The sequence below is a fragment of the Rhodopirellula sp. UH5 genome (assembly GCF_056839225.1).
The window spans coordinates 5733793-5760061 of the sequence record NZ_CM166390.1; the positions used below are offsets into that span (position 1 = coordinate 5733793).

Annotated in this window: 26 protein-coding genes and 4 pseudogenes; 10 read left to right on the forward strand and 20 right to left on the reverse strand. The window is 58.1% G+C overall.

Translation table 11 applies throughout. The annotated features are described in order from the left end of the window. Positions 1-6: 6 nt before the first annotated feature. Positions 7-90 carry a hypothetical protein gene (locus UH5x_RS20285; protein WP_482636037.1) on the reverse strand — a complete coding sequence of 28 codons (84 nt, stop codon included), beginning with the start codon at positions 88-90 and terminating at the stop codon, positions 7-9. 42 nt (positions 91-132) lie between these two features. Between UH5x_RS20285 and UH5x_RS20290 the strand changes: the two genes are divergently transcribed. Together UH5x_RS20290 and UH5x_RS20295 are read left to right on the forward strand one after the other, a co-directional pair. Beyond that, positions 133-399 (forward strand): hypothetical protein, encoded by a 267-nt coding sequence (locus UH5x_RS20290; RefSeq protein ID WP_482633497.1) that lies wholly within the window; start codon positions 133-135, stop codon positions 397-399. A gap of 87 nt (positions 400-486) precedes the next feature. Beyond that, a complete protein-coding gene (locus UH5x_RS20295; protein WP_482633498.1) occupies positions 487-2427 on the forward strand; it encodes a hypothetical protein in 1941 nt (646 codons plus the stop codon). A 788-nt stretch (positions 2428-3215) separates the two neighbouring features. Here the strand turns inward: UH5x_RS20295 and UH5x_RS20300 are convergent. From UH5x_RS20300 to UH5x_RS20325, 6 genes and pseudogenes are all read right to left on the reverse strand, one after another. Beyond that, entirely contained in the window at positions 3216-4091 is an 876-nt protein-coding gene (locus tag UH5x_RS20300) for a hypothetical protein (RefSeq protein ID WP_482633499.1), read from the reverse strand. A 39-nt stretch (positions 4092-4130) separates the two neighbouring features. Then, complete coding sequence (gene ndk, locus UH5x_RS20305; RefSeq protein WP_047813303.1) at positions 4131-4589, reverse strand: nucleoside-diphosphate kinase; 459 nt, start codon at positions 4587-4589, stop codon at positions 4131-4133. Positions 4590-4664: 75 nt separating this feature from the next. Further along, positions 4665-5102 (reverse strand): hypothetical protein, encoded by a 438-nt coding sequence (locus tag UH5x_RS20310; protein ID WP_047813302.1) that lies wholly within the window; start codon positions 5100-5102, stop codon positions 4665-4667. Continuing rightward, complete coding sequence (locus UH5x_RS20315; protein ID WP_482633500.1) at positions 5092-5544, reverse strand: acyl-CoA thioesterase; 453 nt, start codon at positions 5542-5544, stop codon at positions 5092-5094. The genes UH5x_RS20310 and UH5x_RS20315 overlap by 11 nt, the downstream gene beginning before the upstream one ends. A gap of 50 nt (positions 5545-5594) precedes the next feature. Then, positions 5595-5813 carry a DUF1589 domain-containing protein gene (locus UH5x_RS20320; protein ID WP_482633501.1) on the reverse strand — a complete coding sequence of 73 codons (219 nt, stop codon included), beginning with the start codon at positions 5811-5813 and terminating at the stop codon, positions 5595-5597. Next, positions 5780-5854 (reverse strand): annotated as a pseudogene (locus tag UH5x_RS20325) (DUF1589 domain-containing protein); the annotation flags it as partial. The pseudogene UH5x_RS20325 and the gene UH5x_RS20320, both read right to left, overlap by 34 nt. 254 nt (positions 5855-6108) lie before the next feature. On the opposite strand from UH5x_RS20325, the gene msrA reads away from it, so the two are divergent. From msrA to folE, 4 genes are all read left to right on the forward strand, one after another. Further along, positions 6109-6840 (forward strand): peptide-methionine (S)-S-oxide reductase MsrA, encoded by a 732-nt coding sequence (gene msrA / locus UH5x_RS20330; protein WP_482633502.1) that lies wholly within the window; start codon positions 6109-6111, stop codon positions 6838-6840. Positions 6841-7328: 488 nt separating this feature from the next. Next, positions 7329-8033, forward strand: a complete 705-nt coding sequence (locus UH5x_RS20335) for a hypothetical protein (protein ID WP_482633503.1) — start codon at positions 7329-7331, stop codon at positions 8031-8033. Continuing rightward, positions 8033-9070, forward strand: coding sequence for a type II secretion system F family protein (locus UH5x_RS20340; RefSeq protein ID WP_047813299.1), 1038 nt, complete (start codon positions 8033-8035; stop codon positions 9068-9070). Before UH5x_RS20335 ends, UH5x_RS20340 begins: the two co-directional genes overlap by 1 nt. Positions 9071-9366: 296 nt before the next feature. Next, a complete protein-coding gene (gene folE / locus UH5x_RS20345; protein ID WP_047813298.1) occupies positions 9367-9999 on the forward strand; it encodes a GTP cyclohydrolase I FolE in 633 nt (210 codons plus the stop codon). Here the strand turns inward: folE and UH5x_RS20350 are convergent. From UH5x_RS20350 to UH5x_RS20410, 13 genes and pseudogenes are all read right to left on the reverse strand, one after another. Next, a pseudogene (locus UH5x_RS20350) lies at positions 9955-10278 on the reverse strand (hypothetical protein); the annotation flags it as partial. The gene folE and the pseudogene UH5x_RS20350 overlap by 45 nt on opposite strands. Beyond that, positions 10248-10334, reverse strand: coding sequence for a DUF1589 domain-containing protein (locus UH5x_RS20355; protein WP_482636038.1), 87 nt, complete (start codon positions 10332-10334; stop codon positions 10248-10250). The pseudogene UH5x_RS20350 and the gene UH5x_RS20355, both read right to left, overlap by 31 nt. Beyond that, positions 10307-10402 (reverse strand): annotated as a pseudogene (locus UH5x_RS20360) (DUF1589 domain-containing protein); the annotation flags it as partial. The pseudogene UH5x_RS20360 and the gene UH5x_RS20355, both read right to left, overlap by 28 nt. Positions 10403-10416: 14 nt before the next feature. Next, the gene (locus tag UH5x_RS20365; protein WP_482633504.1) at positions 10417-12351 is read right to left on the reverse strand and encodes a sodium/solute symporter; all 1935 of its coding nucleotides are present in this window, start codon (positions 12349-12351) and stop codon (positions 10417-10419) included. Beyond that, a complete protein-coding gene (locus UH5x_RS20370) occupies positions 12348-12662 on the reverse strand; it encodes a DUF485 domain-containing protein (protein WP_047813296.1) in 315 nt (104 codons plus the stop codon). The genes UH5x_RS20365 and UH5x_RS20370 overlap by 4 nt, the downstream gene beginning before the upstream one ends. 182 nt (positions 12663-12844) lie before the next feature. Further along, on the reverse strand, positions 12845-13117 hold the full coding sequence (locus tag UH5x_RS20375; protein ID WP_482636039.1) for a hypothetical protein: 273 nt from the start codon (positions 13115-13117) through the stop codon (positions 12845-12847). Then, positions 13102-13182: pseudogene (locus UH5x_RS20380) on the reverse strand (hypothetical protein); the annotation flags it as partial. The pseudogene UH5x_RS20380 and the gene UH5x_RS20375, both read right to left, overlap by 16 nt. A gap of 15 nt (positions 13183-13197) precedes the next feature. Next, a complete protein-coding gene (locus UH5x_RS20385) occupies positions 13198-14049 on the reverse strand; it encodes an MBL fold metallo-hydrolase (RefSeq protein ID WP_482633505.1) in 852 nt (283 codons plus the stop codon). A gap of 71 nt (positions 14050-14120) precedes the next feature. Then, the gene (locus UH5x_RS20390) at positions 14121-15110 is read right to left on the reverse strand and encodes a hypothetical protein (RefSeq protein WP_482633506.1); all 990 of its coding nucleotides are present in this window, start codon (positions 15108-15110) and stop codon (positions 14121-14123) included. 741 nt (positions 15111-15851) lie between these two features. After that, a complete protein-coding gene (locus UH5x_RS20395) occupies positions 15852-16652 on the reverse strand; it encodes a DUF1573 domain-containing protein (protein ID WP_482633507.1) in 801 nt (266 codons plus the stop codon). 548 nt (positions 16653-17200) lie between these two features. Beyond that, entirely contained in the window at positions 17201-18328 is a 1128-nt protein-coding gene (recA, locus tag UH5x_RS20400; RefSeq protein WP_047813294.1) for a recombinase RecA, read from the reverse strand. 383 nt (positions 18329-18711) lie between these two features. Continuing rightward, positions 18712-19371 (reverse strand): hypothetical protein, encoded by a 660-nt coding sequence (locus tag UH5x_RS20405; RefSeq protein ID WP_482633508.1) that lies wholly within the window; start codon positions 19369-19371, stop codon positions 18712-18714. Between the two features lie 176 nt (positions 19372-19547). Next, positions 19548-19676 (reverse strand): hypothetical protein, encoded by a 129-nt coding sequence (locus UH5x_RS20410; RefSeq protein ID WP_261340213.1) that lies wholly within the window; start codon positions 19674-19676, stop codon positions 19548-19550. A gap of 75 nt (positions 19677-19751) precedes the next feature. Here UH5x_RS20410 and UH5x_RS20415 point away from each other — a divergent pair, with 75 nt between their 5' ends. The 4 genes from UH5x_RS20415 to UH5x_RS20430 all read left to right on the forward strand — a co-directional run bounded on the left by UH5x_RS20415 (position 19752) and on the right by UH5x_RS20430 (position 26265). Next, entirely contained in the window at positions 19752-20651 is a 900-nt protein-coding gene (locus tag UH5x_RS20415; RefSeq protein ID WP_236696059.1) for an HDOD domain-containing protein, read from the forward strand. A gap of 97 nt (positions 20652-20748) precedes the next feature. Then, positions 20749-22062 (forward strand): phosphotransferase, encoded by a 1314-nt coding sequence (locus UH5x_RS20420; RefSeq protein ID WP_482633509.1) that lies wholly within the window; start codon positions 20749-20751, stop codon positions 22060-22062. A gap of 73 nt (positions 22063-22135) precedes the next feature. Further along, a complete protein-coding gene (locus tag UH5x_RS20425) occupies positions 22136-24871 on the forward strand; it encodes a protein-disulfide reductase DsbD family protein (RefSeq protein WP_482636040.1) in 2736 nt (911 codons plus the stop codon). Further along, entirely contained in the window at positions 24868-26265 is a 1398-nt protein-coding gene (locus UH5x_RS20430) for a tRNA modification GTPase (RefSeq protein WP_482633510.1), read from the forward strand. The genes UH5x_RS20425 and UH5x_RS20430 overlap by 4 nt, the downstream gene beginning before the upstream one ends. The last annotated feature ends 4 nt before the right edge of the window (positions 26266-26269 follow it).

The following is a 26269-nucleotide window of genomic DNA, read 5'->3' on the forward strand; positions in this document are numbered from 1 at the left end:
CCAAAGTCACCCGTCGTAGCTGGATTCGCCAGAATTCAGAGGCTCGAGATGTAGGCCAGGTTCTACCTGGCGGGGTGATTGGACGGACATCGCTGAGACTTGCGGTCTCGGGGCTGACGCCCCGAGCTACCGATGTCGGCCCCTCCGGGGCGAGTTGGGGCGAATGGCGAGCCGGATGAGCCGAGCCGGATGGTGCCAGCCACCTTGGCTGGCATCGTCGACGACGGCCCCGTCCGGGGCGACATGGCGATGTCCGTGCGCGGTCTCGGGGCTGACGCTCCGAGCTACCGATGTCGGCCCCTCCGGGGCGAGTCGGGATGCGTGGCTCTGGAGGAGTCCGCGATGGGCGGCCTGGCTGTCGCTGGATTCGCCAAGAATTCAGAGGTGCGAAGCGGTTGAGATCCGAATTCTGGCGAATCCGGCTACAACTGCAGGGAATCTGGCGGCAGTCGGAAATGTTCTGTGCGTTTCGTTATAACGATGCGTATGAACACCACGTCCAAGAGCGATTCGGTGCCGGTTCCCGTGGAGTCGGTGGCGGACATGATCGAACGCCTCGGAGAACCTCCCGAGGACATCTGGGATCGCTTGGTCGCCGCGGCGGAAACCTCGTTTCCCTCCATGCAGGCTTCCTCTCCATCGAGCGATTCGATTCGCTCGCCCAACCATGTGTTTTGGCAATCGCATGGCGTGGATGCTCACGGGGAATTGATCCGCTTGTCGGAAGGTGACTCCGCGACCGAGGCTGCATCGGCGACCGATCCGATTGTCTTGGATTCAGCCGACGATGCGTTGGTGGGAATGGTCGAACGGAACGAATCGGCTGAGCTTGCGAGTTCTGGTTCGAGACCCAAGAAGACATCCACGTCCAAGCCAATTTGGGTCGGTGTGCTCGCCGCGATGGCCTTGCTCGCGGCAGCATTCCTGTGGTGGCCGAGTTCCGATTCTGAGTTGGCTCAAACGTCTGATGGTTCCGGTGGCAACGTGGCTCCGTCCAGCTCCAATGCGAACGTGTTTGCACCGGGCATCCTGGAGACGACCGAGGAGTCCGCGCTGGAACTTGGCACGCTGGTGGACGCGGCACCGTCGGATGTGTCTGCCGAAACGAGTGTTGATCCGAGTGGCATCGAGATGAGTGCCGCTGAGATTGTGGGAGCGAACTCAGGCGCCCGGCCTTCGACCGGACAACCCGCAACCGAAGAGACGAACGGGATGACTTCGTCGGCGTTTTCGTTGGACGATCTGGTTCCCGCGCCGGTCGCGACGGAGTCTTCTGACGAGGATGTCGGCGAGGTTGTCGGCGAGGTTGACGAATCCATGGCCGGCGAATTGATGGCGTCTGAAGGCACCGGCCCCGCGTCGTTTGGTGGCGGTGAAGAAGCGGATGTGATGAGCGATGGTGACACGGACGACATGGACTCGGACGCGGTGACTGGATCCACCGAGGAGTCCACGGCGGCGGATTCGCAAACGATCTTTGTTTCGTTGCCGACGCTTGCAGAGACTGGATCAGAACAAGGTGACCGTGACCAATGGCCGGTCTCTTCTTGGACAAACGCGAGGTTGGTTTTTCCTGACAAGCGACTTGAGTTCTCGGTCTCTGGTGGGACGCCCGACAGCGGTTCGATTGTGAGGTCGTCGGATCAAACCGCAATCGCCAACTTGCGAATCGATGCCGACGAGAATGCAACGCGGTGGGAGTGGTTGCCGGGGGCGTTGGATGCGGATCGCAAGGCATTGCTTCACGGCCGAGTGGAGCTTGCCGGGGGACAGCGAGTTTATTTGCGGCCGAGTTTGCGAGGGGACGCGATCGGCATCGATTTGGCGGATCGAGATGGGAAGATGAAGTGGGATTTGGCCGCACCGCCCGAACCCAAAGGAGCCCGGTTGAACATGGATTTGGTGGTCCCCGAGGGAGTCGATGTCGGTTGGATCGAACCGATTGAAAACGAGTCGCCTCGCAAGGTGCGTGGCATCGCGGTGTTGAGCCAACAAGATTCGGAATCGGTGGCGGTGGTGGTTCGTGTCGACGTCCAAACGACGCGGATGATGACGGTCCGAGTCCGGTTTGGCGCGAGGCTGGATCCATCGATGCCATGGCAATGGACGGACCGCGAGGACGTCTCGCAAACGTTGGCCGTGGTGACTCGGCAAATGGAACTGGCGGACCGGAGGCACGCTGAACTGGAGTCGGCCATCTCTCGAGCCGAAAGTTCACGGGCGCGTCGTTTGGAGGCTCGCTTGGAACAGCAGTTGGACCAACTCGAGAATCAGCAGAAGAGCTTGAAGATGTTTGCCGAACGTTTGGCGGAATTGGATCAGTTGATCGCGATGCTCGCGGGGCAAGCGAGTCTCGAAGCCGAGTTGTTTGTTTCTTGGCCCGATGATGAACAGCCGATTTTGCAACTGACGTCCGCCGATGGCTGATTTCCTGGATTCGCCAGGATTCAGATGTGTCCCTCGCTGACCGGCTTGTTGATTGACTCGAGTTCACAACCCGACGCGTGAGCGAGGGACCCACCGGCTCATTGCAATGGCACGCGATCCCTCGCGAACGCTTCGGGTTAGGATTCAATCCACAGGCCGTCACGCGTTGGGGGTCCATTTCGACGGGTTTGGAAGCCCATCGTACGGGGCACGAACCGGGGATCGTTCGGCGACGGGACGACAAACATCTGTCGTCGCTCCGCGACTGGAGGTGTGTCCGGGGGATTGAACAACCGCGGAGCGGTAACAGTTGTCAGCCTCGGGTTTTCAACCCGAGGTCTCGAGCGTCACTCCCTTGACTCGGCAAGCCGCGGAGCGGCGACAGGTGAGCTGGGGGATGGATTGAAAAAGTAAAATTGTAAATTGTAAATTGCAAAATCCGGGTGGCTGTGGCGAGGACGGGACGCGAACCGGAGGAGCATTCGGCGGCAATCACCGCCCCGGATGGGGCCGGCGTTCTTAGCTCGGGGCGGAAGCCCCGAGACCGATGACGAAACACAAGAGACCGCCCCGGACGGGGCCGGCGTGGGGCACGCCGCGTGGGCCTCGCGGACCGGCTTGTCGATTCACTCGAGTTCACAACCCGACGCGTGAGCGAGGGACCCACCGGCTCGTTGCAATGGCACGCGATCCCTCGCTCACGCGTCGGGTTAGGATTCAATCCACAAGCCGTCACGCATCGGGTTGCGAATCCGGCTACGGGAGATGCGAATCCGGGGACGGGGGGCTCACTCGGATTCGGTGTCTGGAATCCCGAGAGACCGGCCTTCTTCTGAACTGGCTTCGTCGGCGTTTTCAGCTTCCGCGGCTTCGTCCTTGTCCCGCTCGCCTCGCTTGCTTCTTCGCGAACGACGTTCGGTGGGCGGTGGTGTTTCGCCGTAGACGCGATCAGTCGTGATCTGGATCGATTCGGCTTTGACTTTTGTGTCATCCGGCGGTTGGTAGAAGCCTCGCACGTCGACGGCGTCACCGGGTTGGGCGAGCGACAGATTGTTGACGCGAAGCTGCAGTTCCAGGTCCGGTGATGTCATCGTTTGCACCGGAACATTGCCCGCTCGCAGAGCCACGCCGCCTTGCGGGTTGAGAGCCATCAGGTTGCCGACCACGGTCACGGGGCCGGTCGGTGGCCCTGCGTTGCCACGTTGCGGTGGGTTGCTGGGGTGAACGCCCGGTTGAAACTTTTCGCGTTCGCGGCCTTTGAGCAGCTTCACGTTGACGGGGGCGAACAGTTCGAGCTTGCTGACTGGTTCCAGAGGGGCCCCGGTCGGTCCCAGGTTGGCTTGGAAGCGAACCAACATTCCGGGACGCAAGTAGGCCGGCAAGGCTTTCGCGATGAAGGTCAGCTGCGAGACCGAGTCAGGGGGTTGCACCATGACTTCGGTGCCGTCTTCCCGCTCGATCGTCAGGATCATGCCGCGGTAGGAAACCAGTTTGCCGCGGAACGAGGTGACTTCGTTGGCGCCACCCGCTGCGGCGTTGTTGCCGAAACCCTGGGCGGTCACTGCCGCGGGCGAAACGACGAGCAATCCGAAACAGATCCACAGGCCGCCAACGAATCGTTGGACGGCCGGACTGAAAGTAAGCGGGGACTCAAACAGCGACATGGGTTGCCTCAGGTGGGAGGGAGGGAACCCAAATTATAACTATTCGTCGTCGGCACGCATGAAAGGCGTCAGGACCAGCGAGTAGTCGCAGAATTCGTCGGCGCCAAAGTACAGGTCCAGTTCGCGTTTGGCCGATTCTTCGCTGTCGCTGGCGTGAACCAGGTTCATTTGGCGGCTGCTGCTGTAGTCACCACGCAGGGTGCCAGGAGCGGCTTGCAAACCGTTGGTGGCGCCGAGCATGTCGCGGACGACGCGAATGACTTCCAGGCCTTCCAGTGCGATCGCGACGACGGGAGCCGAGGTGATGAACTCTTCCAGCGAGGGGTAAAACGGCTTTTCGACGTGTTCAGCGTAGTGTTGCTTGGACAGTTCCGGTGTCACTTGCAGCAACTTCATGGCAACGATGTGCAATCCTTTGGTTTCGAATCGGGACAGGACGTCACCGATCAAGCGGCGTTGGACACAATCAGGTTTGAGCAAGACGAGGGTGCGTTGCATGGCAGAAACACAGAGGTTCGAAAGGTTTTGAAAACGGGAAATTCGCCAAACAAACTCGGCGGAGCAGAAAAATACTCAACGCAGGCTTTCGTCGGAACCCGCCACGGCCGAGTCCGCTCGGGCGGTTCGTTCCAACCAGCTCAAAAACAGCCCGCCGACCAGCGTCGAACCGCCCTCCCCGATCGTCCACCAACCTGGCAGCCCAGACATCGCGTCGACGACCCACTGGAGCACCCCGAACGCGATGGTTCCCCGTGCTGCCCAGCGAATGAGGGCGCGATACCGTGGCAGGTCGGCAGACAAGATGCACAGCAACGCACCGACAAACCCATACAGCAGCGACAAATTGCGAGCCAGGTAGAACGTCAACGGGGATTCGGGGAAGGGATCGATGCCGAGTTCCTGAGCGATTTCAATCATCCATTTCTCAGGCATGACCGCCGCGGCAAAGGCTAGCAACGCGGCAGCGCCAATGATTCGCAGAAACCATTTCAGTCGTTGATCAGGTGTCATCGGAGTCGGCCCAGGGGGATGGCGGAGGCGTTTCGCAAACGTGGATGGCGGCTACCGCAGCAGGAGGGATCTCGATGGCACGGTGCCGGTTCAAATCGACAAACACCCAGCGGGTTTGGACTTTGGCAAGCACCGTTTGATCGGAGGGACGCGTCACCAGGTAAAGCCGCTGGCAGGAATAACGGTTCCAGCTTGGGATCCACGTCCGGATGATCAATTCGTCCCCGGCCAACGCCGCGGCTCGGTAAGTGATGTCATGCCCGCGAACGACCCAGCCCAAACCGTCTTGCAGTGCGGAAGCCGCGTCCCAGCCCTCGGCGGCGCTATGGTCGCGAGCGGCCCACAGCGTCCACTGCAAATACCGCAGGTTGTGGACGTGTTGTTGGGCATCGATTTCGTCGTCGGCAACTGTGTGATGCAGGTCGAAGAAAGTGTGAGGCATGCGTGGATGTCGGGATGGGAAGCGGCGTGCGAAGAGTTGGCAAAGTCATCCTATCGCAGCGTCACAGAAGCGTTGTAGCTGGATTCGCCAGAAGTTCGGATGGTTGACGTGGAGAGGTCCGAATTCTGGCGAATCCGGCTACGGTGGGTGGCCTTGCTAACTCGGCGGGTTGTGACGGACGTAGGCCAGGCTGTGCCTGGCGGGGTGTTTGGCCGGATGGCTTTGAGTCTTGTGGGACTGTTTGGACGCCTCGCTTTGTTCCAAAGCATCGGCTGGGTGCCAGGTAATAACCTGGCCTACATGGCTGGATTTACCAAGAATTCAGTGTGGTCCCTCGCTGACGCGTCGGGTTGTGATGTTGGTAGCCGAATTCTGGCGAATCCGGCGACGGTTGGTGCGGGCTCGCGACCTCAAAGTCCACGATTGGCAAAAATCTGAAAACGGATCGTTCCTCTGCCGACCCACCCCGGTTTCCACTGCGTAATAATCAACTCGGTCCGCTGTCCCGACCTCGTTTTCTCACCTCCAGACGGCTGAATCCCCGACCCAATGCAGGAGTTTCTGATGCCAGTGCCCTCCATCTTCGCTTCGCCATCCCGCTCGCTCGCGTCCATCGCGGCAGCTGGACTGTTGATTGTCGCGACGTCCTGCACCCAGGCCGCTCCGCCCGTGGGCACGAATTCGGATGACCCCAACGCCAACCCCAATTACAACGGGTTGCCGTTGGATTCCGAAATTGTGGAGGTCAAAACTCGGCCGGGCGAAGACGTGGTGACGTTGGCGGGGGGCTGTTTCTGGTGCACGGAAGCCGTTTTTGAGCGGATGGAAGGCGTCAACGATGTCGTCTCGGGCTACATCGGAGGGAAGGTCAAGCGTCCCAATTACGATCAAGTTTGCGGCAAGATGACCGGCCACGCCGAAGCCGTCCAAATCTATTACGACCCGACCAAGACGAATTTTGAAGAGCTGCTCAAAGTGTTCTTCAAAACGCACGATCCAACGACCTTGAATCGGCAAGGCGCCGACGGTGGACCGCAGTACCGCAGCAGCATCTTCGTTCACAACGAGGAGCAACGTGAAATCGCCAAGAAGACGATTGAAAAACTGGGCGAAGAATACCGGGACCCGATCGTCACACTGATTGAGCCTGCCACCAAGTTTTATGTGGCCGAAGAGTTTCACCAGGATTACTACCGCCGGAATCCAAACGCCGGTTATTGCCAAGCAGTGGTGGCCAACAAGGTTCGAAAATTCAACCGAGAATTCGGCGACAAGATCAAAGGCTCCGCGAAGTAAATCCAAGCTTGGTTCCTTGCCTAGCGGGATTCTTCCGTTGCTGCGTTTCTTGGGCGATGCGTTACATTGGATGCATGTTTGAACCCAGCTCATCGTCGACCATCGCCTCACAACTTCGCTCTCCTGTTGGAGAGGCGGCGCAGTTGGTCGATGCCGCTTATCAGCGGGGCTTCGTGGGCTGCACCTCTCCCGAAACGAAGTTGGGGGAGAGGTCGAGCGACGCCGTTCAGGCGTACGCGAGGGTGAGGGCCGGGCATGGGAAGCGGCGTGAACTGCCCTCCCCCGGAAATCTCGCTGAACGCTCGCTTTCCGAGCCCTCCCGTCGCGCGGGCGGGGGTCGCAAGCGTTTCGTGCACAGCTCTTCGCAATTGCACCACCGCTGCGCTCAGGCGGGTGAGTTCAAGATTGCAAGCACAATGTTTCGAAGCTGCACGGCATCTAAACATTGGGGGAGAGGTGGCCGTCCTTGCTGGCAGCGACTCATTTTCATGACCTTCGCGGCCTGGTTGCTGCTGATCGCTGGGACGGAGGTCGGGCAGGCCCAAGTCGTGCAGCTTCCCAGCGTGCGACGGTTCTCTTCCACCAGCAGCATGTTGATTCCCGATCGTGGGACGGGATCGATCGGCGGCGTTTCGTCTTACCAAAGCGGGCGTTCATCGCGTGGTGGGTTTTCGCCTGGCGGAGCCTTCGGCGGTGCCACTCGCACCGGCAATGCATCCGTCTCCGTGACGATCATCGATCAAGACGAGATTGACCGTCAGTTGCTCGGCGATGCGGACCCGCGACGATTTGCAAAACAGGAAGCACAACAAGAAACGATTGCCGACGCGAAAGCGTTGGTGCAAAACGCCAGGCGGTTGCTCCAGAGCGGCGATCGTATGCGAGCACAAGGCGCGTACGAGTTGGCGCTGCATCGATTGGTGCGTTTGTCGAAACAAAGTCCGCCTTCGCAAACTTCATCGAGTCATGTGGGCGTGTCGAAGGCAGCCAGCCCGGAGTACATGTTGGCCTATGCAAAACGTGAATACGCACAGCACTTTGGTGAGCTGCCAGCGTGGGTTTTGGCTGATGGTCGCGTTTCTCGATCCAAAATCGAAGCGGCAGGGCGCGAGCCCTCCGGTCACGCACCGGGCGGCTTGCGCCGCTCCGCCAAACAACCGGGCAGCATGCCGATGGCGGAGGTGACGCCGTGATGTCACGACAGATGGGAGTGCGTTCCTGCCGCGATTTTTGCCGCCGGTTTGGCGTCGGGCTGCGAGCCGGTGCGGACTTGTTGAAGCTGTTGGAAAGCGAGGCCAAGCACGGTCCCGCACGGCAACGCATGGCCATGACCAAGATTCGCGAGGGGGCCAAAGACGGGCACGCGATCAGCGAGATGATGCGGCATCAGAAGCCATTCTTCCCGCCCTTGTTGGTCGTGATGACTCGGGTGGGCGAGACGACCGGCAGGCTGGAACGGACCATGTTGGCGCTGTCTGAGCACTACGCCCAACAGTACACGCTGCGCCAGAATTTCATTCGCGCGATCGCTTGGCCAGGGCTTCAGTTGTTGATTGGCATCGGCGTGGTGTCGTTGATGATTTGGATCATGGGCGTGCTGACGGCTCCCACCGGCGGTGAGATGACGGACATGCTGGGGTTCGGGTTGCGCGGCCCCCAAGGAGTGCTGATTTTCTGGGCCTATGTCGCCGCCTTCGCTGCGGTGCTGGGTGGGATGTACTTGGCGTTTCGAAAGAACGTTGGCGGCATCCAAAACATTGTGCCGTTGGTGTACCAGGTTCCCGCGATCGGTGGTGCCATTCAAACGATCACGCTGGCCCGTTTCGCTTGGACGCTGTCGCTGTCTTTGGACGCAGGGATCAACCCGATCGATTCGACGAAGTTGTCTTTGGACGCCACGGACAGTTCGTATTATCGAAGCGGAGCCAAGTCGGCCGAGGACGCGATTCGTGGCGGGGCGACGTTGAGTGAAGCGCTCCACCGAACGCATTTGTTCCCTGAGGAATTCATCACCCAGATCGAGATTGCAGAGCTCTCGGGGACCGATGCGGAATCCATTGACCAATTGGCCAAGGACTACGACGAACGAGCCAAAGGGGCGATGAAAACGATTGCCGGTGTGGCGACGGGCGTGATTTGGATTTCCGTTTCGATGTTCCTGATCTTCATGATTTTCCGTATCTTTGGCAAAATCATGGGCTTCTATCAGCAGGGTTTCGAGCCGATTTAGCGGGGCTCGTGCGACGGTCCCGCTTTGCCAGCCAGGAATGATTCCCCATCGAGTCCGTGGGGCCGTTTTTGGGGCAATTGTCGTCGGCGGGCGGTTTGCTCGTCTTCGCATCGCTAGCCACTCGTTTATAGTCGTGCGTTGTTTCGCGATGGGGCCAACAAGTTGGCTCGCTCTCGAAGCTCACCGAAAAGGGGTCTGGCCCTCTTCGGCGAACGCACTCGAATTGAAAACAGCACGCCTCCCAAGGGTCAGACCCCTTTTTCGGAGAGGTTCCCAATCAGGATTCAGACAAGCCCGTGGCCGACAAAGAACAACCTGCCGAACGAACGCCGTTTTTTGTCGACAAGAACGCGCCTCACAACGAAGTCGACTTTGCTCGAATCGAATCGGCGGTGCGCGAGATCCTGGAAGCGGTTGGTGAGGACCCCGATCGCGATGGGTTGCTGGAAACACCGGAACGCGTCGCACGCATGTACGCCGAAATGTTCGCCGGTCTGAAATCGGACCCCGGCCGTCACCTCGCGAAAGTGTTTGCCGAGGACTATGACGAAATCGTGTTGGTGCGAGACATCAGTTTCTGCAGCATGTGCGAGCATCACCTGTTGCCGTTCACGGGCAAGGCACACATCGCTTATTTGCCCAGCGGCAAGGTCGTGGGCCTGAGCAAGTTGGCTCGCGTGGTCGAAGAGGTCGCCCGGCGTCCGCAGGTGCAAGAACGATTGACCCACACGGTCGCCAATTTGATCGAGGATCGATTGTCGGCGCGAGGTGTTGCGGTGGTGGTGGAGTCGACGCACAGTTGCATGACGATGCGAGGCATTCGCAAACCAGGCAGTTTGTGTTTGACCAGCGCCATGCGAGGCGCTTTCAAGACCGATCCCAAGTCACGTGCCGAAGTCTTGGGCCTGATCAACCGCGCCGCGTCGTAGCTGGATTCGTCGGGATCCAGTGGGGTCCCTGGCTGACGCGTCGGGTTGTGATTTGGTAGCCGGATTCGTCAAGAATTCGGATGCGCGAGTTGGTGCGGAGAGATGGCCAACGGCCTTGTTCAACGTAGCCAGTGGGCAACGTCCCTGGGGCCCGAGGACGAATGCACCGGTTCTTTGGCCAACGGCCAAATTCAATGGGTTGCGTTGCGGTTGGCCGTTGGCCAATGACGTTGTAGGCCAGGTTCTACCTAGCGGGGTGATTGGACGGGCCGCGTTGAATCTTGCGGGTGTGGTTGGACGACTCGCTTTGTTCCAAAGCATCGGCTGGGTGCCAGGTGATGACCTGGCCTACGTTGATGGATACACCAGGATGATGGATTCGCTGGAATTCAGAGATCCGAATTCTGGCGAATCCGGCTACGTTGTGGTGGCCTTTCCATTCTTTGTCATCAACGACACCACGATCAAGGTGACCAGAGCCAACGGGATCGTCACGATGCCCGGCTGGCTGAACGGCACGGGGCTGCTCAACGGATCGATGCCGTACACCTTTTCGAAGGTGTCGGCCGACAACAGGATCCATCCCAGCGAACTGAACATGCCGACGATGACGCTGGCGATGATGCCTTGGGCGGTCGTGCGTTTCCAGAACAGCAGCATGATGAGTGCCGGCAAGTTCGCACTGGCTGCGATGCTGAAGGCCCACCCGACCAAGTAACTGACGTTGAGGTTGCGGAACAGGATCCCCAGCACAATCGCGATGGCTCCCACGACCACGGCCGCGATTTTTGCGATTCGAACCTGGCTGTTCTCGCTGAATTCCATGCCCATCACGCCACCGAGCAAGTCGTGGGCGACGGCTCCACTGCTGGCCAAAATCAATCCGCTGACGGTGCCCAAGACGGTTGTGAAGGCGATTGCCGAAATGATGGCAAACAGCAGTCCACTCATTCCGCGAGCAAGCAGCGGCGCGGCCATGTTGCTGTTCGTCACGTCGAGGGTGCCGCTGGTCATGGCCCCCAGTCCCAGGTACAGCGTCAGGACGTAGAAGAACCCGATGCTGGTGATCCCAACGATCGTGCTCTTGCGAGCCGCGGCGGCGTCCTTGACCGTGTAGTAGCGAATCAAGATGTGTGGCAACGAGGCGGTGCCGCAGAACAGCGCCAGCATCAGTGACAGGAAGTTGAACTTGCCCGTCCAACTGTCACTGCGAATGCCAGCGAAACGAGGGTGTTCGCCGGGCCGCAGAACCTGCGAACCACTGGTTGGTTTTTGGTAGAAGACTTGCGTGGTCGAACCATCTTCGTTCTTCAGAGTTTCATTGCCCCAGAGCACCACGGTGCTGCGATTGAGAACGTCGAAGAACTTCAGAGGGCCAAGCGGCCCGGTTTCGGATTGGCCAATGTATTCGTTGGGCAGCACCTTGATCCGGCCCACCGGTCGCAGGTGGCCTTGCCCAGGTTGGTCGCCCTTGGGCAGCCCGCCAATCAACGTCTCGCCATCGGGCAGCGTTGTGATCGACTGGGCTTCCGAGACGATCATCGTCCCGCCTTCTTGGATGTCCGCGCGGTAAACGTCGTAGCCGTCACCGTCTTCCCGAGTGAACTGGAGGTATTGGTCGTTGTCCGCCCAACTCGATGGTTCCACCAGTTCGCGATTCATGGCTTCTGCAATGGCCTGGCGATTGAATTCACCGATGGCGAAGCTGTGGGAAGGGAACGATTGGTTGTCGACCTTGAACCCTTGTTGCAGCACCATCACGACCAGGATCGCGCTGAAGATAACCAGCAGCGATCCCTTCAGAAACTGAACCCAGGTGGTCGAGACCATTCCGGCGGTGACCACAATCGTGATCACGACGGCACCGACCAGCAGCACGCCGACCCAGTGTGGGAAACCCAGCAGAGGTTGAATCAGAACCCCGGCGCCGACCATTTGCGGAATCAGATAGAACACGCTGACGATCAGTGTGCTGATCCCAGCCGCGGCCTTGATTCCTTTGGAATCGAACTTGGCGTCGAGTGCATCGGCGAAGGTGAACTTGCCGAGCCGCTTCATGGGTTCGGCGATCACGAACAAGGCCACGATCCAGCCGGCCAGGTAGCCGATCGAATACAGAAAACCATCGTAGCCGTAGGCCGCGATCATCCCGCAAATGCCCAGGAACGATGCCGCGGACAGGTAGTCTCCCGCGAACGCGATCCCGTTGATGAACCAGGGGATTTGGCCGTGGGCGGCGAAGTAGCCCGCGGATGATTTGGCTTTGCCGCCAAGGTAGAAACTCAGTGCGATCGTGAAGCCGACGAAAGCAAAGAAGACAACGACGGCGGTCATGGAGGGTTCGTAAATCATTCCGATGCCTCCATCGCTTGAGGCTCATCCGGGGTCTTCATTCCGTAGATCAACGCCATACCAATCGCGACCAGGATCAACGCGAATCCGTAGACGATCGCCAGATTCAAGCCCGCGAAAACGATGGTGTCCATCACTTCCGCCTTGAAAGCGTTCAGCAGCACAAACCCGCCGTAAAGCAGCAGGTAGATGACGAACAAAACCAGTCCCAGTCGGGAAGTTCTGTCCGAGGCGGGAGCGGCAGGGAGCGGAGTCGAGACATCGGAGGTGACCGATGGTTCCGATTCGGGGGCGGGATCTGAGGCGGACAAAGGGGGGACTTTTGCTGCGAGGGGGCGAGACGACGATCGTTGGACGACGCAGTCTAGCTGAATCGATGCGTTCGTTGTGACGGAAGCCCAGTCGTAGGATTCGCCAGCGTTCAGAGGCTTCCTTGTTCCCAGGCTCTGCCTGGGAACACACTGTCTTGGAGGCTCCGCCTCCCGATTCTGTCTCAGCAGGCGGAGCCTGCAGTGCATTGCGTTCCCAGGCAGAGCCTGGGAACGAGAAAAAGCCTCGCCAATAAAATCGATGTCCCGTGGCCTTTGGTTGGCGAGTGTTGCTCGCGGAGAAGCGTCCTGGCCCGCTGGGTCAGCAAGGCCGGTCTTTTCGCTCTTGGCCAAAGACCAATCTCATCGGAGCCAGGGGAAGCTCCCCTTATACCGACAGAGGCTTGCGGGGGCGGTTGGACGCCTCGCTTTGTTCCAAAGCATCGGCTGGGTGCCAGGTGATAACCTGGCCTACGTGGATGGCTTCGTTGAACTCAGAGGCTCGAGATGGTGGGATCCGAATTCTTGGCGAATCCGGCTACTGGATGGATGGCATTGGCAGACGCAGTCCGTCGTAGGCCAAGTGGACGTGATCGGGCAGCGAGGCTTCCACGGGGGCGTGATCGATGTCGTGGCCCAGATGAGTCAGGAAGGCTTGGCGTGGTTTGAGTTCTTCGATCACCTCGAGGGCTTCGTCGATGTTGAAGTGAGTCGGGTGCGGCGTGAATCGCAAGGCATCCAGGACCAGCGTGTCGAGGCCTCGCAGTCGTTCCATGGACGACTCCGAAATGTGATTGGTGTCGGTGCAATAGGCGAAGTTGCCCAGACGGAAACCCAGCACTTCGAAGTGCGGTCCGTGCTTCAGCGGAACCGGCATGATACGAAAGCCGAGAACCTCAAACGGGTCGTCGTTGTTGATCGGGAGGATTTCCAGTTGGGGCCGTGATCCCGCGTGGGTTTGTTGTCGAGTGGAGAACGCATAGTCGTAGGACGTGCGAATTCGAGCCTCGACATCCGCACGGCAGTACAGCGGAACGGGACGACCGAGCCGAAACGGAAACAACCGCAGGTCATCCAGGCCGTAGATGTGATCGGCATGTTCGTGGGTGAACAAAACCGCGTGCACGAGCTTGACCTTTTCACGCAGCAATTGCGTTCGCAAATCGGGTGGCGTGTCGATCAGCAGATTGCCTTCGGGCAAGCGGATCAGGATCGAGCAACGCGTTCGGTTGTTGCGCGGGTCGGTGCTTTGGCAAACATCACACTCGCATCCAATCGCGGGAACACCGACGCTGGTTCCGGTTCCCAAAAAGATCAACTCGGGAGTCGGGGCCGGGGAAGTTGGATCGGTCGCGGACGAGTCGGCTGGAGCAGGATCGGATGCGGTCATGCCGCGATGTTATCGCGGGTGAGCATCCCCGTGCAGGTGACGAGTTGGGTGACCATCATCGCATCGGGCGATCAGCGAAGATTGATCGGGATGCCAAAGTCTTGCTTGTCGCCCGGTTGCTCCGATCCAAGGGTGTTCTTCTTGAAAAGGTTCTTGTCGACTTCCTCGCCAAGCTTCCAACGAATGTTGGCGAAGAGTTCCACCGGGTGATGATCGGAATAGGAGATGCCATAGATGGTCGTCGGTAGTCTCTGCTTCGTTGAAGCATGCTCCGTCCATTCGGACCGCGTGATCGACGTGACCTTCGCAAGTGACTCCTCGAATCCTCGCCAGTTCAAGTCAATGACTTGCACCGGCACCTCGTCCTCAAATGTCATGATTTGGCACTTGTAGTCGGCCCCTTTGAATCGAAGCAGCACGTGGGTGCGATTTCCCAGTTGGATGACACCGTGAACAGACTTCGGATTTACGTTGTGATGGCTAAAATCCCAGGCTCGACCCATGGCCGTTTGGCCAGCAGAGACAGTGGCAGCAAAGCAAGGGTCGAAAACGTCAGCTAGGCGAAGGAACTCGAGCTGGTTTTTCCACGTGCCCTCACCTAACTGTTCGCTCACCTCGTCTTCGAACGCAATGAGACGGCTTGAATAGGATTTGTCGCCGTCACGAAGGACATCAAGATGCCGGCGAGTATCACGAGCAATCCCAAGGTTGGTCGCAATGGCAGCATTGTCAAGCAAATTCTGGCGGACAGTGACGATCCTCATTCTTGCGGAACCTGGGTCACGGGCAACCCTGAAGCTATTGCGCCAGTGCATGACGATTGATTGGGAGTGACTTTCCAAAAGCTCAGAAACGACACTCGCTTCATAGACTGAACTCAAAAGTGAACTCTCAATGTCTTGCATCCAGCCAATCACCATTGCGGAATCTTCTTGGTTTAGCTCACTGAAGTCTTCCAATAGTGGAGTCTGCATTCGCTTCAAGTGCTGCAGCTCTTCTGCTTCACCGATCTGAATCGCTAGCACCAAATGAAATATTAAAGCTAGTGCTCGAGTGTTCATAGTTGATCTCAGTGGATCTGAGTTGCGTGTGGCAGAAAATGTTTGGTTGTCGCTCCGGGAAGCCTCATGCAGTTACGTCCGGCAACCTACAGGAGATGCAAACCAGGACAAATTTGTTTTCCAAACTGGAGGATCTTCTTTCGTAGCGGAATGGCACACCCATTCAGCAAATGACGCACCGGACGGCTTACGCCGCCCCTCTAACAAGCACCCCATCTCAAGAAAAGATTTGCCTTGGTATGCAAACGCCCTGCTTGCTTCGGTACAAGGATCTCGTCACAAAGGATTTGAAGTGTTTATTCAGGCGGGAGCATTTCGCAGACATCCGAAAGGTTGAAAAAATATATAATCGTATCAATCCCAGGTTCAAGCTTAGGGCAAGTCCTGTAGGTCTGGCCGTTTTGCTCGTATTCATCGCATTCTAGAGCACATCCGCCCGATACCCCGCAGTTAACATTGCTTGGGTCTACGCGTGAGTAACCAGACGGCCCAAAACCTATGGTGGTGGACCTGTTTTTGGTCCAGCTAGATTCGGATATGTCAGTGTCCGGTGATGTCCAAACCTGGGCATCGCAGGTGTCGTCTTCGTTGCAGGAAGAACATGCTGCCGGAGGGCTCTGGGCTCCAAGTTTTTCACTGCAGTTTGTGCTGCTGTCAGACTCGAAGCAGGCCCCAAGCCCCTGGGCATGGGCAACTGGGGCAGAAAGGACAACGCAGCAAAATAGAAGAGGTTTGATTATCTCAATTCTCGCTTAATAGAGGGAGTTTGAAGGGTTTTTTGTCGGTTGTGACGAGCAGTGTTGTTCCGTCTTCGAAAGGCTTTGGATTCCCAAGGATGAACAGATGGAGCACTCTCGGGTTCACTCTTGTGATTCGGTAGTCGTCCTGCTTCACTGGGATTGTGGTTCCGGTATTCTGCACTACGCTCATCTCAATGATTGCGTTTGCGGGAGGAGTGTAGGGGCCACCGAAAACCAAAATTACCCTTGTTTCTTTTTCTGTGCTTAGTGTTTGTGGTTGCAAGACTGACGGAAGGAATTTGTGAAGCGAGTATCCTGAAATCCCGACAAGCAGATCACGCACCACCTCCTTGTTGCTGCTGTTGTCTTTCAGCCGTGCTCGAATGATATCGGTTGCCTGCCCGAACGCATTCGCCGCACGGACGTCAACCTCAAAGTTCTTTGAGTCAATTTTTCGTACTCTGTCAATAATTAGATGCCCCGATTCTGCTGATAGATTTTCCAGGGTAAACCCTGGTGCCTCAACCGTCAGTTTGAGTGTCTGAGCAGTCTTAGCGTCAGAGAATCTCAGAGTTCTAGACGAAAGCGTCACATCAGATTTAATGTTCGCGCTGACCAAAAATTCCTTGCGGCTAAGTTCGCTATTTTCGAAAAGCACGGTCACTTTTTGAGTCAATCGGTCAACATCCTTGGTGACATGTATTGACATTTCAATTTCGAGGCATTCGTTGGGAGCGACTGGTTTTTCGCTGACTATTGCTTTGACGCAACCGCAAGAAACGGACACCTCTTTGGGGGTCAAGAAACTCTTTGTTGTGTTCTTAAGATAAGATGGTTCGGCGATTTGGCTTTGAGACCCACAGGGTCCCGACGTCGATATCCTGTCGTTCTGGTTTTAAGTCCAAGTCGATCGAAATTTCTTCTGTGTCTTCTTTGTGAGGCTTTCTTGAGTGTTTGTCATCGGATAAGCAAGCATTCAATGATTGCGATATTGCAAACAGGACTATGGTTGCGATCTGGATTTTCTGTCTCATGAGCTGATTCGATGTCATGCAAGGGGGTGGAATACTCATTCCTATGTCTGCATTCATTTGTGAGTTTTGGTAGCACCTTGTCAAGAAAAAGACATAGCGATTGGCCCAGCGGCAGGCGGAACGCCCTTGCTGGGCGATAGCGGAGACTGCCGTTGATTTTTACTTGGCTTCCACTTGGCGGGTCGGATGCTGCCGTATTTCATCGGGTGGAGACAGCGACGCAGGCAGGCACAAAAAAACGGACCGCCCCAGGTTTCCCCGGGACGATCCGTTTCGTTGGCGGTCAACTGACCTCGCGACCAACCCGATTCGCGGGTCAGCTGTTGGCGACGGCTTCTCCGTCCTTGACTGCTTCTTCACCCTCGTCTTCGGCTCCTTCGAGCGGTGCGACAAAGCCGCCCGCGACCAGGACCTTTTGCTTGATCTCGTCGGAGACGTCTGGGTTTTCGATCAAGAAGTTGCGAGCCTTCTCTTTGCCTTGCCCCAGGTAAGTGTCGCCGTACTTGAACCAGGAACCGCTGCGGTTGACGACTTTGTTCTCGGTTCCGAGGTCCAGCAAGTCGCCTTCGAAGCTGATGCCATTGGAGTGCATCATGTCGAATTCAGCGATGCGGAACGGAGGTGCAACCTTGTTCTTGACGATCTTGGCTTTGACGCGTTGACCGACTTGCTCTTCGCCGTCCTTCAGGCTGCCAATCCGACGAACATCGATTCGGCACGAGCAATAGAATTTGAGGGCACGGCCGCCGGGTGTGGTTTCGGGACTGCCGAACATCACACCGACCTTCTCGCGAATTTGGTTGATGAAGACGACCGCGGATTTGCTTTTGGCAATCGCACCGGTCAGCTTCCGCATCGACTGGCTCATCAACCGAGCTTGCAAGCCCACGTGGCTGTCGCCGATCTCACCTTCGAGTTCCGCCTTGGGCACCAAGGCCGCGACGGAGTCAATGATGATCACGTCGACGGCGTTGGATTTGACCAGCATCTCGCAGATCTGCATCGCTTCTTCACCGCTGCTGGGTTGACTGACCAGCAGGCTGTCCAGTTCCACGCCGAGCTTCTTGGCCCAACTGGGGTCAAAGGCGTGCTCGGCATCGATGATCGCCGCGATCCCGCCAGACTTTTGAGCTTCAGCACCAATGTGCAGAGCCAGCGTCGTCTTCCCGGAAGATTCCGGTCCGAAGACTTCGATGATTCGGCCACGCGGGATGCCCTTTCCACCCAGAGCCATGTCGAGGCTGAGGCTGCCCGTGGAGATGCAATCGATGGTCAGCTTTTGGGAAGCTCCCAGCGGCATGATCGCACCGTCGCCAAACGACTTTTCGATCTGTTGAAGTGTTGTCTTCAGACCGGGTTCTTTTTCAAGAATGGTCTTCATGCCTGGATCCAGCTTGACGCCCTTGGAGGCTGCGGGCGTTGCCATGCGTGGTTGCTTTGCCATGTCCTGATTCCTTTATTCCCTGAACAAACTTTTGGTGTTTCCAATTCAAACCCAACCGATGCCCAGACCAACGATGGTCAGACATGGCGATCCCTGCGAAGTCGCAGGGGCGATCCTATCGAGGAAGCTGCCGGAGACAATGAAAGCTCGACAGGTTTTTCACGGAAGGATGTGACGTCGGATGGACGTTTGGTTCATCGACGTTTGGGGCACAGAGAAGACCGCATTCGGCTGCCTCCTCTTCACACCCTTAGTATTCGCCAGGGGCGTGACACGTTTGGTCACGGGCGAGGCAATCCCTGGTCGAGGCGGTGAGAAGTTCAGGCAAAGCGGCCTGCCAAATCGCGAAAGGTTCGTGTTTTGCGGGAACCACCGACGAAACGTTACGAGACGAGCTGGCTCGAGTTCCCAGGGGAACGCAATCGCCGCCGGGGTTTCTCTCGGACCGCCAGCCAGGTTGCGAACAGAATCAGGACACTGACGATCTGCACGGAAGCGATGACCGCGGGATGGGTGTGCCGAAGCTTGTCCATCCAGTGCCGAAGCATCGCGGGTTCGCGTTTCTCTTGCAAAATGATCTGATCTGAGAGGGACACTTGCGCAGGGATCCCCCCTAGGTGGTTGTGTGCACCGGGCCATTCCGCGACGTTTTCCCAGCCATTGACGGTGCGTCGCCAACCCACGGGAGGCACAGCTCGCGGGCCGCTGGCGACTTGTGGTGGGCCGTTGCTGGCGGGCTGGTGAGGGGGGGGCTGCGGTGGGCTGGTTGCCAGTGGTGAGTGCGTTGCCATTGGTTCTGGCGGCAGTTCGGCCAGAGTTGGCGTTGTCGGGCTGTGCGTTCCGTTGGAATGGGAGGCTTTCATCGGTCCGGAGGCACCGCTGAGAACGTTCACAATCCCGAGCAAGACGGCCAAACCAGCTGTTCGTCGCAGGCGGTTCCAATAGAACGACGCATCCACCTGCGGGCTGTTGCCGAGGTGGTGAGATGAAATGCGGGAGTTGGATCGGGCGTTGCCGAGCGAACGAAAGCGTGCGAGTGCCATGGGACTGGGCGGTTGCACGTGTTGGGCCAGAGCGGTTGCGATTGTTTGTCTGGCGGCGTAAGTCCATCGTTAGACGTGGTTTGCGTGGAACTGGGCTGGCCGGGAGCCAGGCCTCACTGGATGCGTGCAGACAACTGATGAGGCAAAAGGTCAGCGCGGGATGGTGAATGGAAACATCACGAAACCGCGTCGTTGCAACCGGTGCAATCGGCAAAGGCTTCCAAGGGAAGATGTTGATCGCGAATCCAGCTTGGTCCGTCGTCTTCCTCGGCGTGCTTGGAGAGATTCGTGGCGTAGTGTTCCATCAGCCTTCGGAATCAAGTCCACGCGAGTCTTTCGCGGCGGCGAACCATGCACCAATGACCTACGAGCCGAGATCGATGACCAGCGTCGCAGAAAGCACCAATTTGGAAGATGTTTTTCATGTCGACATTTTGCCAGCGTTGCCACACAGCGCAATCAGCCTGTTGCAATTGTCTCAAAAAGAAGAAGCCGGACCGAATGATTTCGCTCGGCCAATTGAGGCTGATCCAGGATTGATGGGGCAGGTGTTGCGGTTTGTGAATTCCTCGTATTTCGGGTTCAGTCGCGAAATCATGAGCATCCCGCAGGCCATCACGTTGGTGGGTTCGCGAGCGATTGTGAACTTCGCTTTGTGGAACGCCGTGTTCAGTGTGATTCCCAATCCCAAGTTCGGTCCCTTTGATCTCAAGGCGCTGTGGCAGGACTCGCTGCGTCGTGCGATCTTTGCGCGAAAGATGGGACGACTGTTGAAGCTGGAGTCGTCTGAAGATTTGTTTGCGGGAGCTTTGTTGCAAGACATGGCGATTCCGTTGTTGCTCAAAGAGTTGCCGACGGAATACGAAGCGTTGGTGGAGAAGCGTGCCGCGGAAGGCAAACGCCTGAGCGGTTTGGAGCAAGAGATGTTTGGTTGGAACCATGCGGACGCCGCCGCGATTTTGGCGACCCGTTGGAAACTTCCCGAAGAGTTTGTGGCTTTGATTGCTCAGCACACCGAGATTGAGCAGTTGCTGGAAATGGGCAGTGAGGCTCGCGGTGCCGCTTGTGTCGCGTTGGCATCCTTGTTGCCATCGTGCAGTGAAAAGGAATGGCACGAGCAGGAGAAATTCACGAGCGCTTGCAAGCGACTGTCTGGAATGACAGGTGAGTCGCTGGTCGAATGCATGACCGAAGTGGATGAGCTCACCGCTGAGTTCGCACCGTTGTTAAAATTGCCAGTCCCTGAACAATCCATCATGTCATTCCTGGCCGAGAAGTAGCTTCGTTTTGGACGTTTCACGAATCGCACGACTCTGGTTTCCAGACGCAGCGTCGTTGGGCATTGATTCGTGGAACCCAGGGTTGAGCGGCGGGCGGGTGTATCGAATTCGTCTCGCCGCGAACCCCTTTTACTATGCGTTGAAGGTGTCGCCCGAAAGCCAGCCCGTGGCTCGTTGGCATGGTTTGGCTGATCCGTTGGCCAGAGCGATGGCGGAACCTGCCGATGCGTCGAGTGACGTTCCCGGCGGGCCCACGCTGGACGTTCCTCGCGGCGAAAGCATCTCGCCACCATCTCTCTTGAATGCCGCGGTTGCTGACCGCGATTCTTTGCTCTCGTTGAATTCATTTTCATCGACGGAAGCCCCGTTTCGTTCCGGGTTGCTCGCTGTGCCTGTTCCGACCGCGGATGGTCGCTGGGTCGTTTTTGAGCATGGCCGACAATGGCAATGCATCCCGTGGGTGGAAGGGACCGCGTGCACCGATCGCGAAGCAATGGATCCCACCGCTGCCTCGCGCACCTTGTTGCTCGGCGGGAAAGCGATCGCACGGGTGCAGGCGAGGCTGAGCACTTTGCCCGAGCCATCTCATCCGTCCAACGAGATCCCGCGTTGTTTGCGGGATCGAATGCAACGGCTTCAGGAACTGAGTCCGTGGGTCTTGTCGGGGAGTTCGCTGCGAGAGCGATTGCCCAACACAACGGCACGCTGGCGAGCGCTGCTGGAACGATGTGTGACAGGGAATGACGGCAGTGTGCCTGCGAGCGAGCTTGGGGGCAACGTTCCACCAATCCATGCTCTGCCGACGGGGCCCCAGCGGGAGGCTGCCCAGGTCGGCTATCAAGAGCTCGCTCAGCGAATGATGTCCGCGACGGATTGCATGGTCGAGCGAGGCGTGATCATGCATCGCAAATTGGTTTCGGAATTGCAGCAACACATTGAGCAGCCACCGGCGCACTGGCGTCGGGCTTGGGTGCTTCGCGACGTCCACCGGGAACACATCCTGTTCAGTGCAAATCGCGAACGGGTGACTGGAATCATTGATCACGACGCGATGGACTGGGATTGTCCGGTCGTGGACTTGGCTCGCTGGGCGGGCAGCTTTCCGGTTCAGCTGGAACAGCGGTCAACGATCACGCGGCTGGGATTGGCCGTGGAGGGATACAATCGGATTGCCTCCGCAAATCACGGGCTGGGATTGGCGGATGGAGCCGAGGCACGCCCATTCTTTCTTCAGAGCCCGACACCCGAAGAGCTTGCCTTGGGCGAGACTCTGCTTCGCTTGAACGCGTGGGTGGGAATGGCGAATTGGGTGGATTGGATTGGACTGAGGCGGCGAGTGTTTTTCTCGTCTCCTGAGTCTCTCTCAAACCGAATTTCCGGTTTGATCGATTCAGTTTGCCACTTTTGTTAAGCTACGGGACTGATTTCAGTCGAACGAATGGGGTTCGATGTCTTCTCATCTCATTGAATTATCTCGTCGGAGGATGTTTTCGATGGATCGCAGTTATCAACCCGGGTTTGCTCGGAAAATGTGTGTTCCTGGTGTTGTTCTGTTCGCGGCCTTGTTGGCTGTCACGGCGGTGGTGCCGGTGCAGGCGGACGAGCCGGACACGGCCGGTTTGTTCTCCGAATTCTCGCTGGACGATTTTGCTGCGGACGGCAACGCGGCACTGCAGACCGACGACCCCGCGGATGCCACAGCGACCTACTCGGCCACTGCGGAGGGTGAGATTGAGATTCAGGTCCAGGTGAAACTTCAGCCGAAGTGGCATTTGTATTCCACGACCCAGCCCCAAGGCGGACCCAAGCCAACCAAGTTGAGTTTGGTCGACGCGGAAGCCGTGAAACTGACCGGGGATTGGAAAAGCGACCGAGAACCATTACGGAGCGTCTCGCAGGACTTTGGCGGGATCACCGTCGAAGAGTTCGAAGAAGAGGTCAACTTCACCGTCACCGCAAAATTGGCGGATGGAGCGACGGTTTCTCAGTTGGGTGACTTGCAGATTCGTCTGGACGCGTTGACGTGTCTGACCGGCGGGGCGTGCATGCCCATCAATGAAACCTTGACCGCCAAGTTCACAGGCGATGTTCCTGAGTCGGTTTCGACGCCAGCCAAGCAAACGATGGCGTCCACGAAGTCGGAGGATCCAGCGGGACTGAAAGCTCATCCCGTTGAGATCGAGAAGGCTTTTCGTGATCGCGATTACGTTGTGCGATGGGAAGCAATCAACTTGACGCCCGAGTTGGAACCCGGCCAAACCGGGACGCTTCGCTTCACTGCGATTCCTGATGCGGGGTATCACGTTTACACCTCGTCGGTGAACGACGAGCAGTCCAAGACCAACTTTGTGGTCAGCGAGAAATCGAAGTTGAAGGTCGGTGCACCTCAAACCAAGTCGCGATCCGTGGACTATGCCTTGTTGCCCGGCGTGACCTATCACAATGGCAATGTGACTTGGACAATCCCCGTGTCGATCCCCGCCGATGCGGCGCCGGGCGAACACAAACTGGCCGGTGGGATCGCCTATCAAGCCTGCACGGATGACAGTTGTCAGCAGCCCAAAGCGATCGGGTTTGAAACCGTCGTCAATGTGGTCCCGTCGGCTCCTGCGAAGTCGCAACCAAAGCCAATGACGTTGGCTGCCAAGAAACGCATGTTGGTGTTGGACGATGCGGCAACGCTGCAGTGGGTGGACAAGGGCTTGTCTCCTTCACTGAGTGCCAGTGCCGAACCCGGAGCGACGACCAATGCCCAAACCGAAGACACGCCCCGGATTGCGATGGCGGACGCCGCAGCGAGTGGTTCGAGTGCCGCTGGAGCGGCTCATGGTGTGACCCGTGAGACAGTCAGCGAAGCCGCTGTGCTGGACGACACTGAGAACGCTGGCACTGCCTTTGGCACGACGCTGTTGTTTGCTTTCATCGGCGGCGTGATCCTGAACTTCATGCCTTGTGTGTTGCCAGTCGTTGGCCTGAAGGTGATGAGTTTTGTTCAGCAGGCTGGCCAAGATCGCAAGCGAATTTTCTTCCTCAACGTGGTCTACGCCCTCGGCATTTTGTCGGTGTTTGCGGTGCTGACGACGCTGGCAGTGGTGTTGTCTTTCAATTGGGGCCAACAGTTCACGTACTTCCCCGTCCGCTTGGGTTTGACGTTGTTGATGTTCGCGATGGCGCTCAGCTACCTCGGTGTTTGGGAAATCCCTGCTCCGGGCATGGCCGGTGGCAAGACTTCGCAAGCTCTGCAGCAACGCGAGGGCTACACCGGTGCGTTCTTCAAAGGTGTCTTCGCAACCGTGTTGGCGACGCCCTGCAGCGGACCGTTGCTGGGTGGCATCCTGGGGTTGACCTTCGCGTTGACCAGTCTGCAAACCGTCGCGGTGATCATGATCGTTGGCGTCGGGATGGCATTGCCTTACCTGATGATCGGCATCTGGCCGTCGCTTGTGGCTTGGTTGCCCAAGCCTGGCACCTGGATGGAAACGCTGAAAGAATTCCTCGCCTTCTTGTTCTTGGGAACCGTGGCGTTCTTCTTCAACCAGTTCAGTGACGGCGACAAGTTGCCCGTGTTCGTGGCCTTGATCGGTGTTTGGTTTGGTTGCTGGATCATCGGCAAGGTGCCCAGTTGGAGCAGCCTGCAATCGCGATTGTATGCTTGGTCGGGTGGCGTGGCTTCGGCCATCATCATCGGCGTCGCCGCTTTCCAGTGGTTGGGCCCTGCACCGGAGCCAGCCGAAGGTGTGAAGACGATTGCGTGGCAGCCTTACGACGAAGCCAAGTTGAAAGAGTATCAGTCCGAGGGACGCACGGTCATGATCGACTTCACGGCCAAGTGGTGTGTGAACTGCATCGTCAACTACAACGTCGCGCTCAACACCGAAGCGACTCGCCAGTTGATTGAAGAGCTGGACGCGGTGCCGATGCTCGCGGACTGGACGGATCAAGATCCAGAGATCGAAGCCAAGCTCAAGGAGCTGCAAAGTCGATCCATTCCCGTGTTGGCGATCTACCCAGGGAAATCACCAGCGGAGCCCATCGTGCTGCGAGATTTGGTGTCCCAGCAGAGTGTGTTGGATGCGTTGAAAGACGCCGGCCCCAGCATCGACGGAGCGGAGACGAAGGTTGCCCGCAGTGCCAGTTCCAGTGTGCCCGCAACCACAACGTCGCTGGGCGACCATGGCCTGAACGCAGGGCCAGCGGCCGCAGGCATGGCAACCCGGTGACCTCGGAAGCGGATGACACCATCGCCGCCATCGCCTCGCCGATGGCGCCCGCGCCTCGCGGGATCGTGCGTCTGTCAGGTCATGACTGCCTCGATGTGTTGTGTCGGATGGAGATCTTGGACTCGGCCGAATCGATCGGTCGACGTCCGTTTCGAGCGTCGAAGAGGCTCGCTCTCGGGGAGCCGCTCGGTGCCATCGACGTCGACGTGATGGTTTGGCCGACCCAGCGCAGCTACACCGGACAGCCTTCGGCGGAACTGCATCTGATGGGGTCGCCGCCGTTGCTGCAATCCAGTTTGGATGCGGCCATTCGGGCCGGGGCCAGAGCCGCGCGTCCAGGTGAATTCACGATGCGTTCGTTCTTGGCTGGACGATTGGATCTGACGCAAGCCGAGGCGGTGCTCGGCGTGATCGAAGCGGAGGATCGCGGCAGTTTGGATCAAGCGCTGTCGCAATTGGCCGGCAACCTTTCGCGGCCGTTGCAATCGGCTCGTTCAACCTTGTTGGATTTGCTGGCGGACGTGGAAGCCGGGTTGGATTTTGTCGACGAAGACATTGAGTTCATCTCCGATGAAGTGTTGGTGCGACGGCTCGATGAACTTCGTGCTCTGCTTTCACAAACGCGTTCGCAGCTCAGTGATCGAGGGGGGGCGTCGCCAACGATTCGGGTTGTCCTGCGAGGGTTGCCCAATGCGGGGAAGAGCCGGTTGCTCAATGTCTTGTCGCGTACCGAGTCGGCGATCGTGACCGATCAGGCCGGGACGACTCGTGATCTGGTCACGGTGGAGTCGAGCTGGGGCGGTCATTCGTTTCAATTGATCGACACGGCGGGGTTGGAATCACGAGAGGAGTCGGATCCAGAGGCACGTGTTTCGCGCGAGGCTCAGTTGCAGGCGGCGGAAGCGGCCCGTGGAGCGGACGTGCACGTGTGGTGCATGGATGCGACCCTCGGCGGCGATTTTGAATCCTTGAGAAACCCTGATGCGGTTGTGCCGGATGCCAAGCGATCGGCAGAACTGATCTGTGTCGCGACCAAACGAGATTTGATGCCAGCGGATTGGGAGGGTGATTTGATGCAGGCGGACTTCGCTCTCAGCAGTGAGTCGGGGGCGGGCGTGGAGAAATTGATCGAGAGCCTGGTCGGTTTCGCGGAACAGCGGGACGCCGGAGAGACGGGCAATGTGATCGGCACCGCCGCACGCTGCCAGGATTCGTTGGCTGCCGCGATGGATCACCTGGACCAAGCGATACAGTGGACGGAACAAGCCGCGGGACACGAATTGGTGGCCGCAGAAATGCGTCTGGCTGTCGAGGCGATCGGGGAAGTGACCGGTCAGGTCTACACCGATGATATTCTGGACCGCGTGTTCGGCCGGTTTTGCATTGGCAAATAGAACG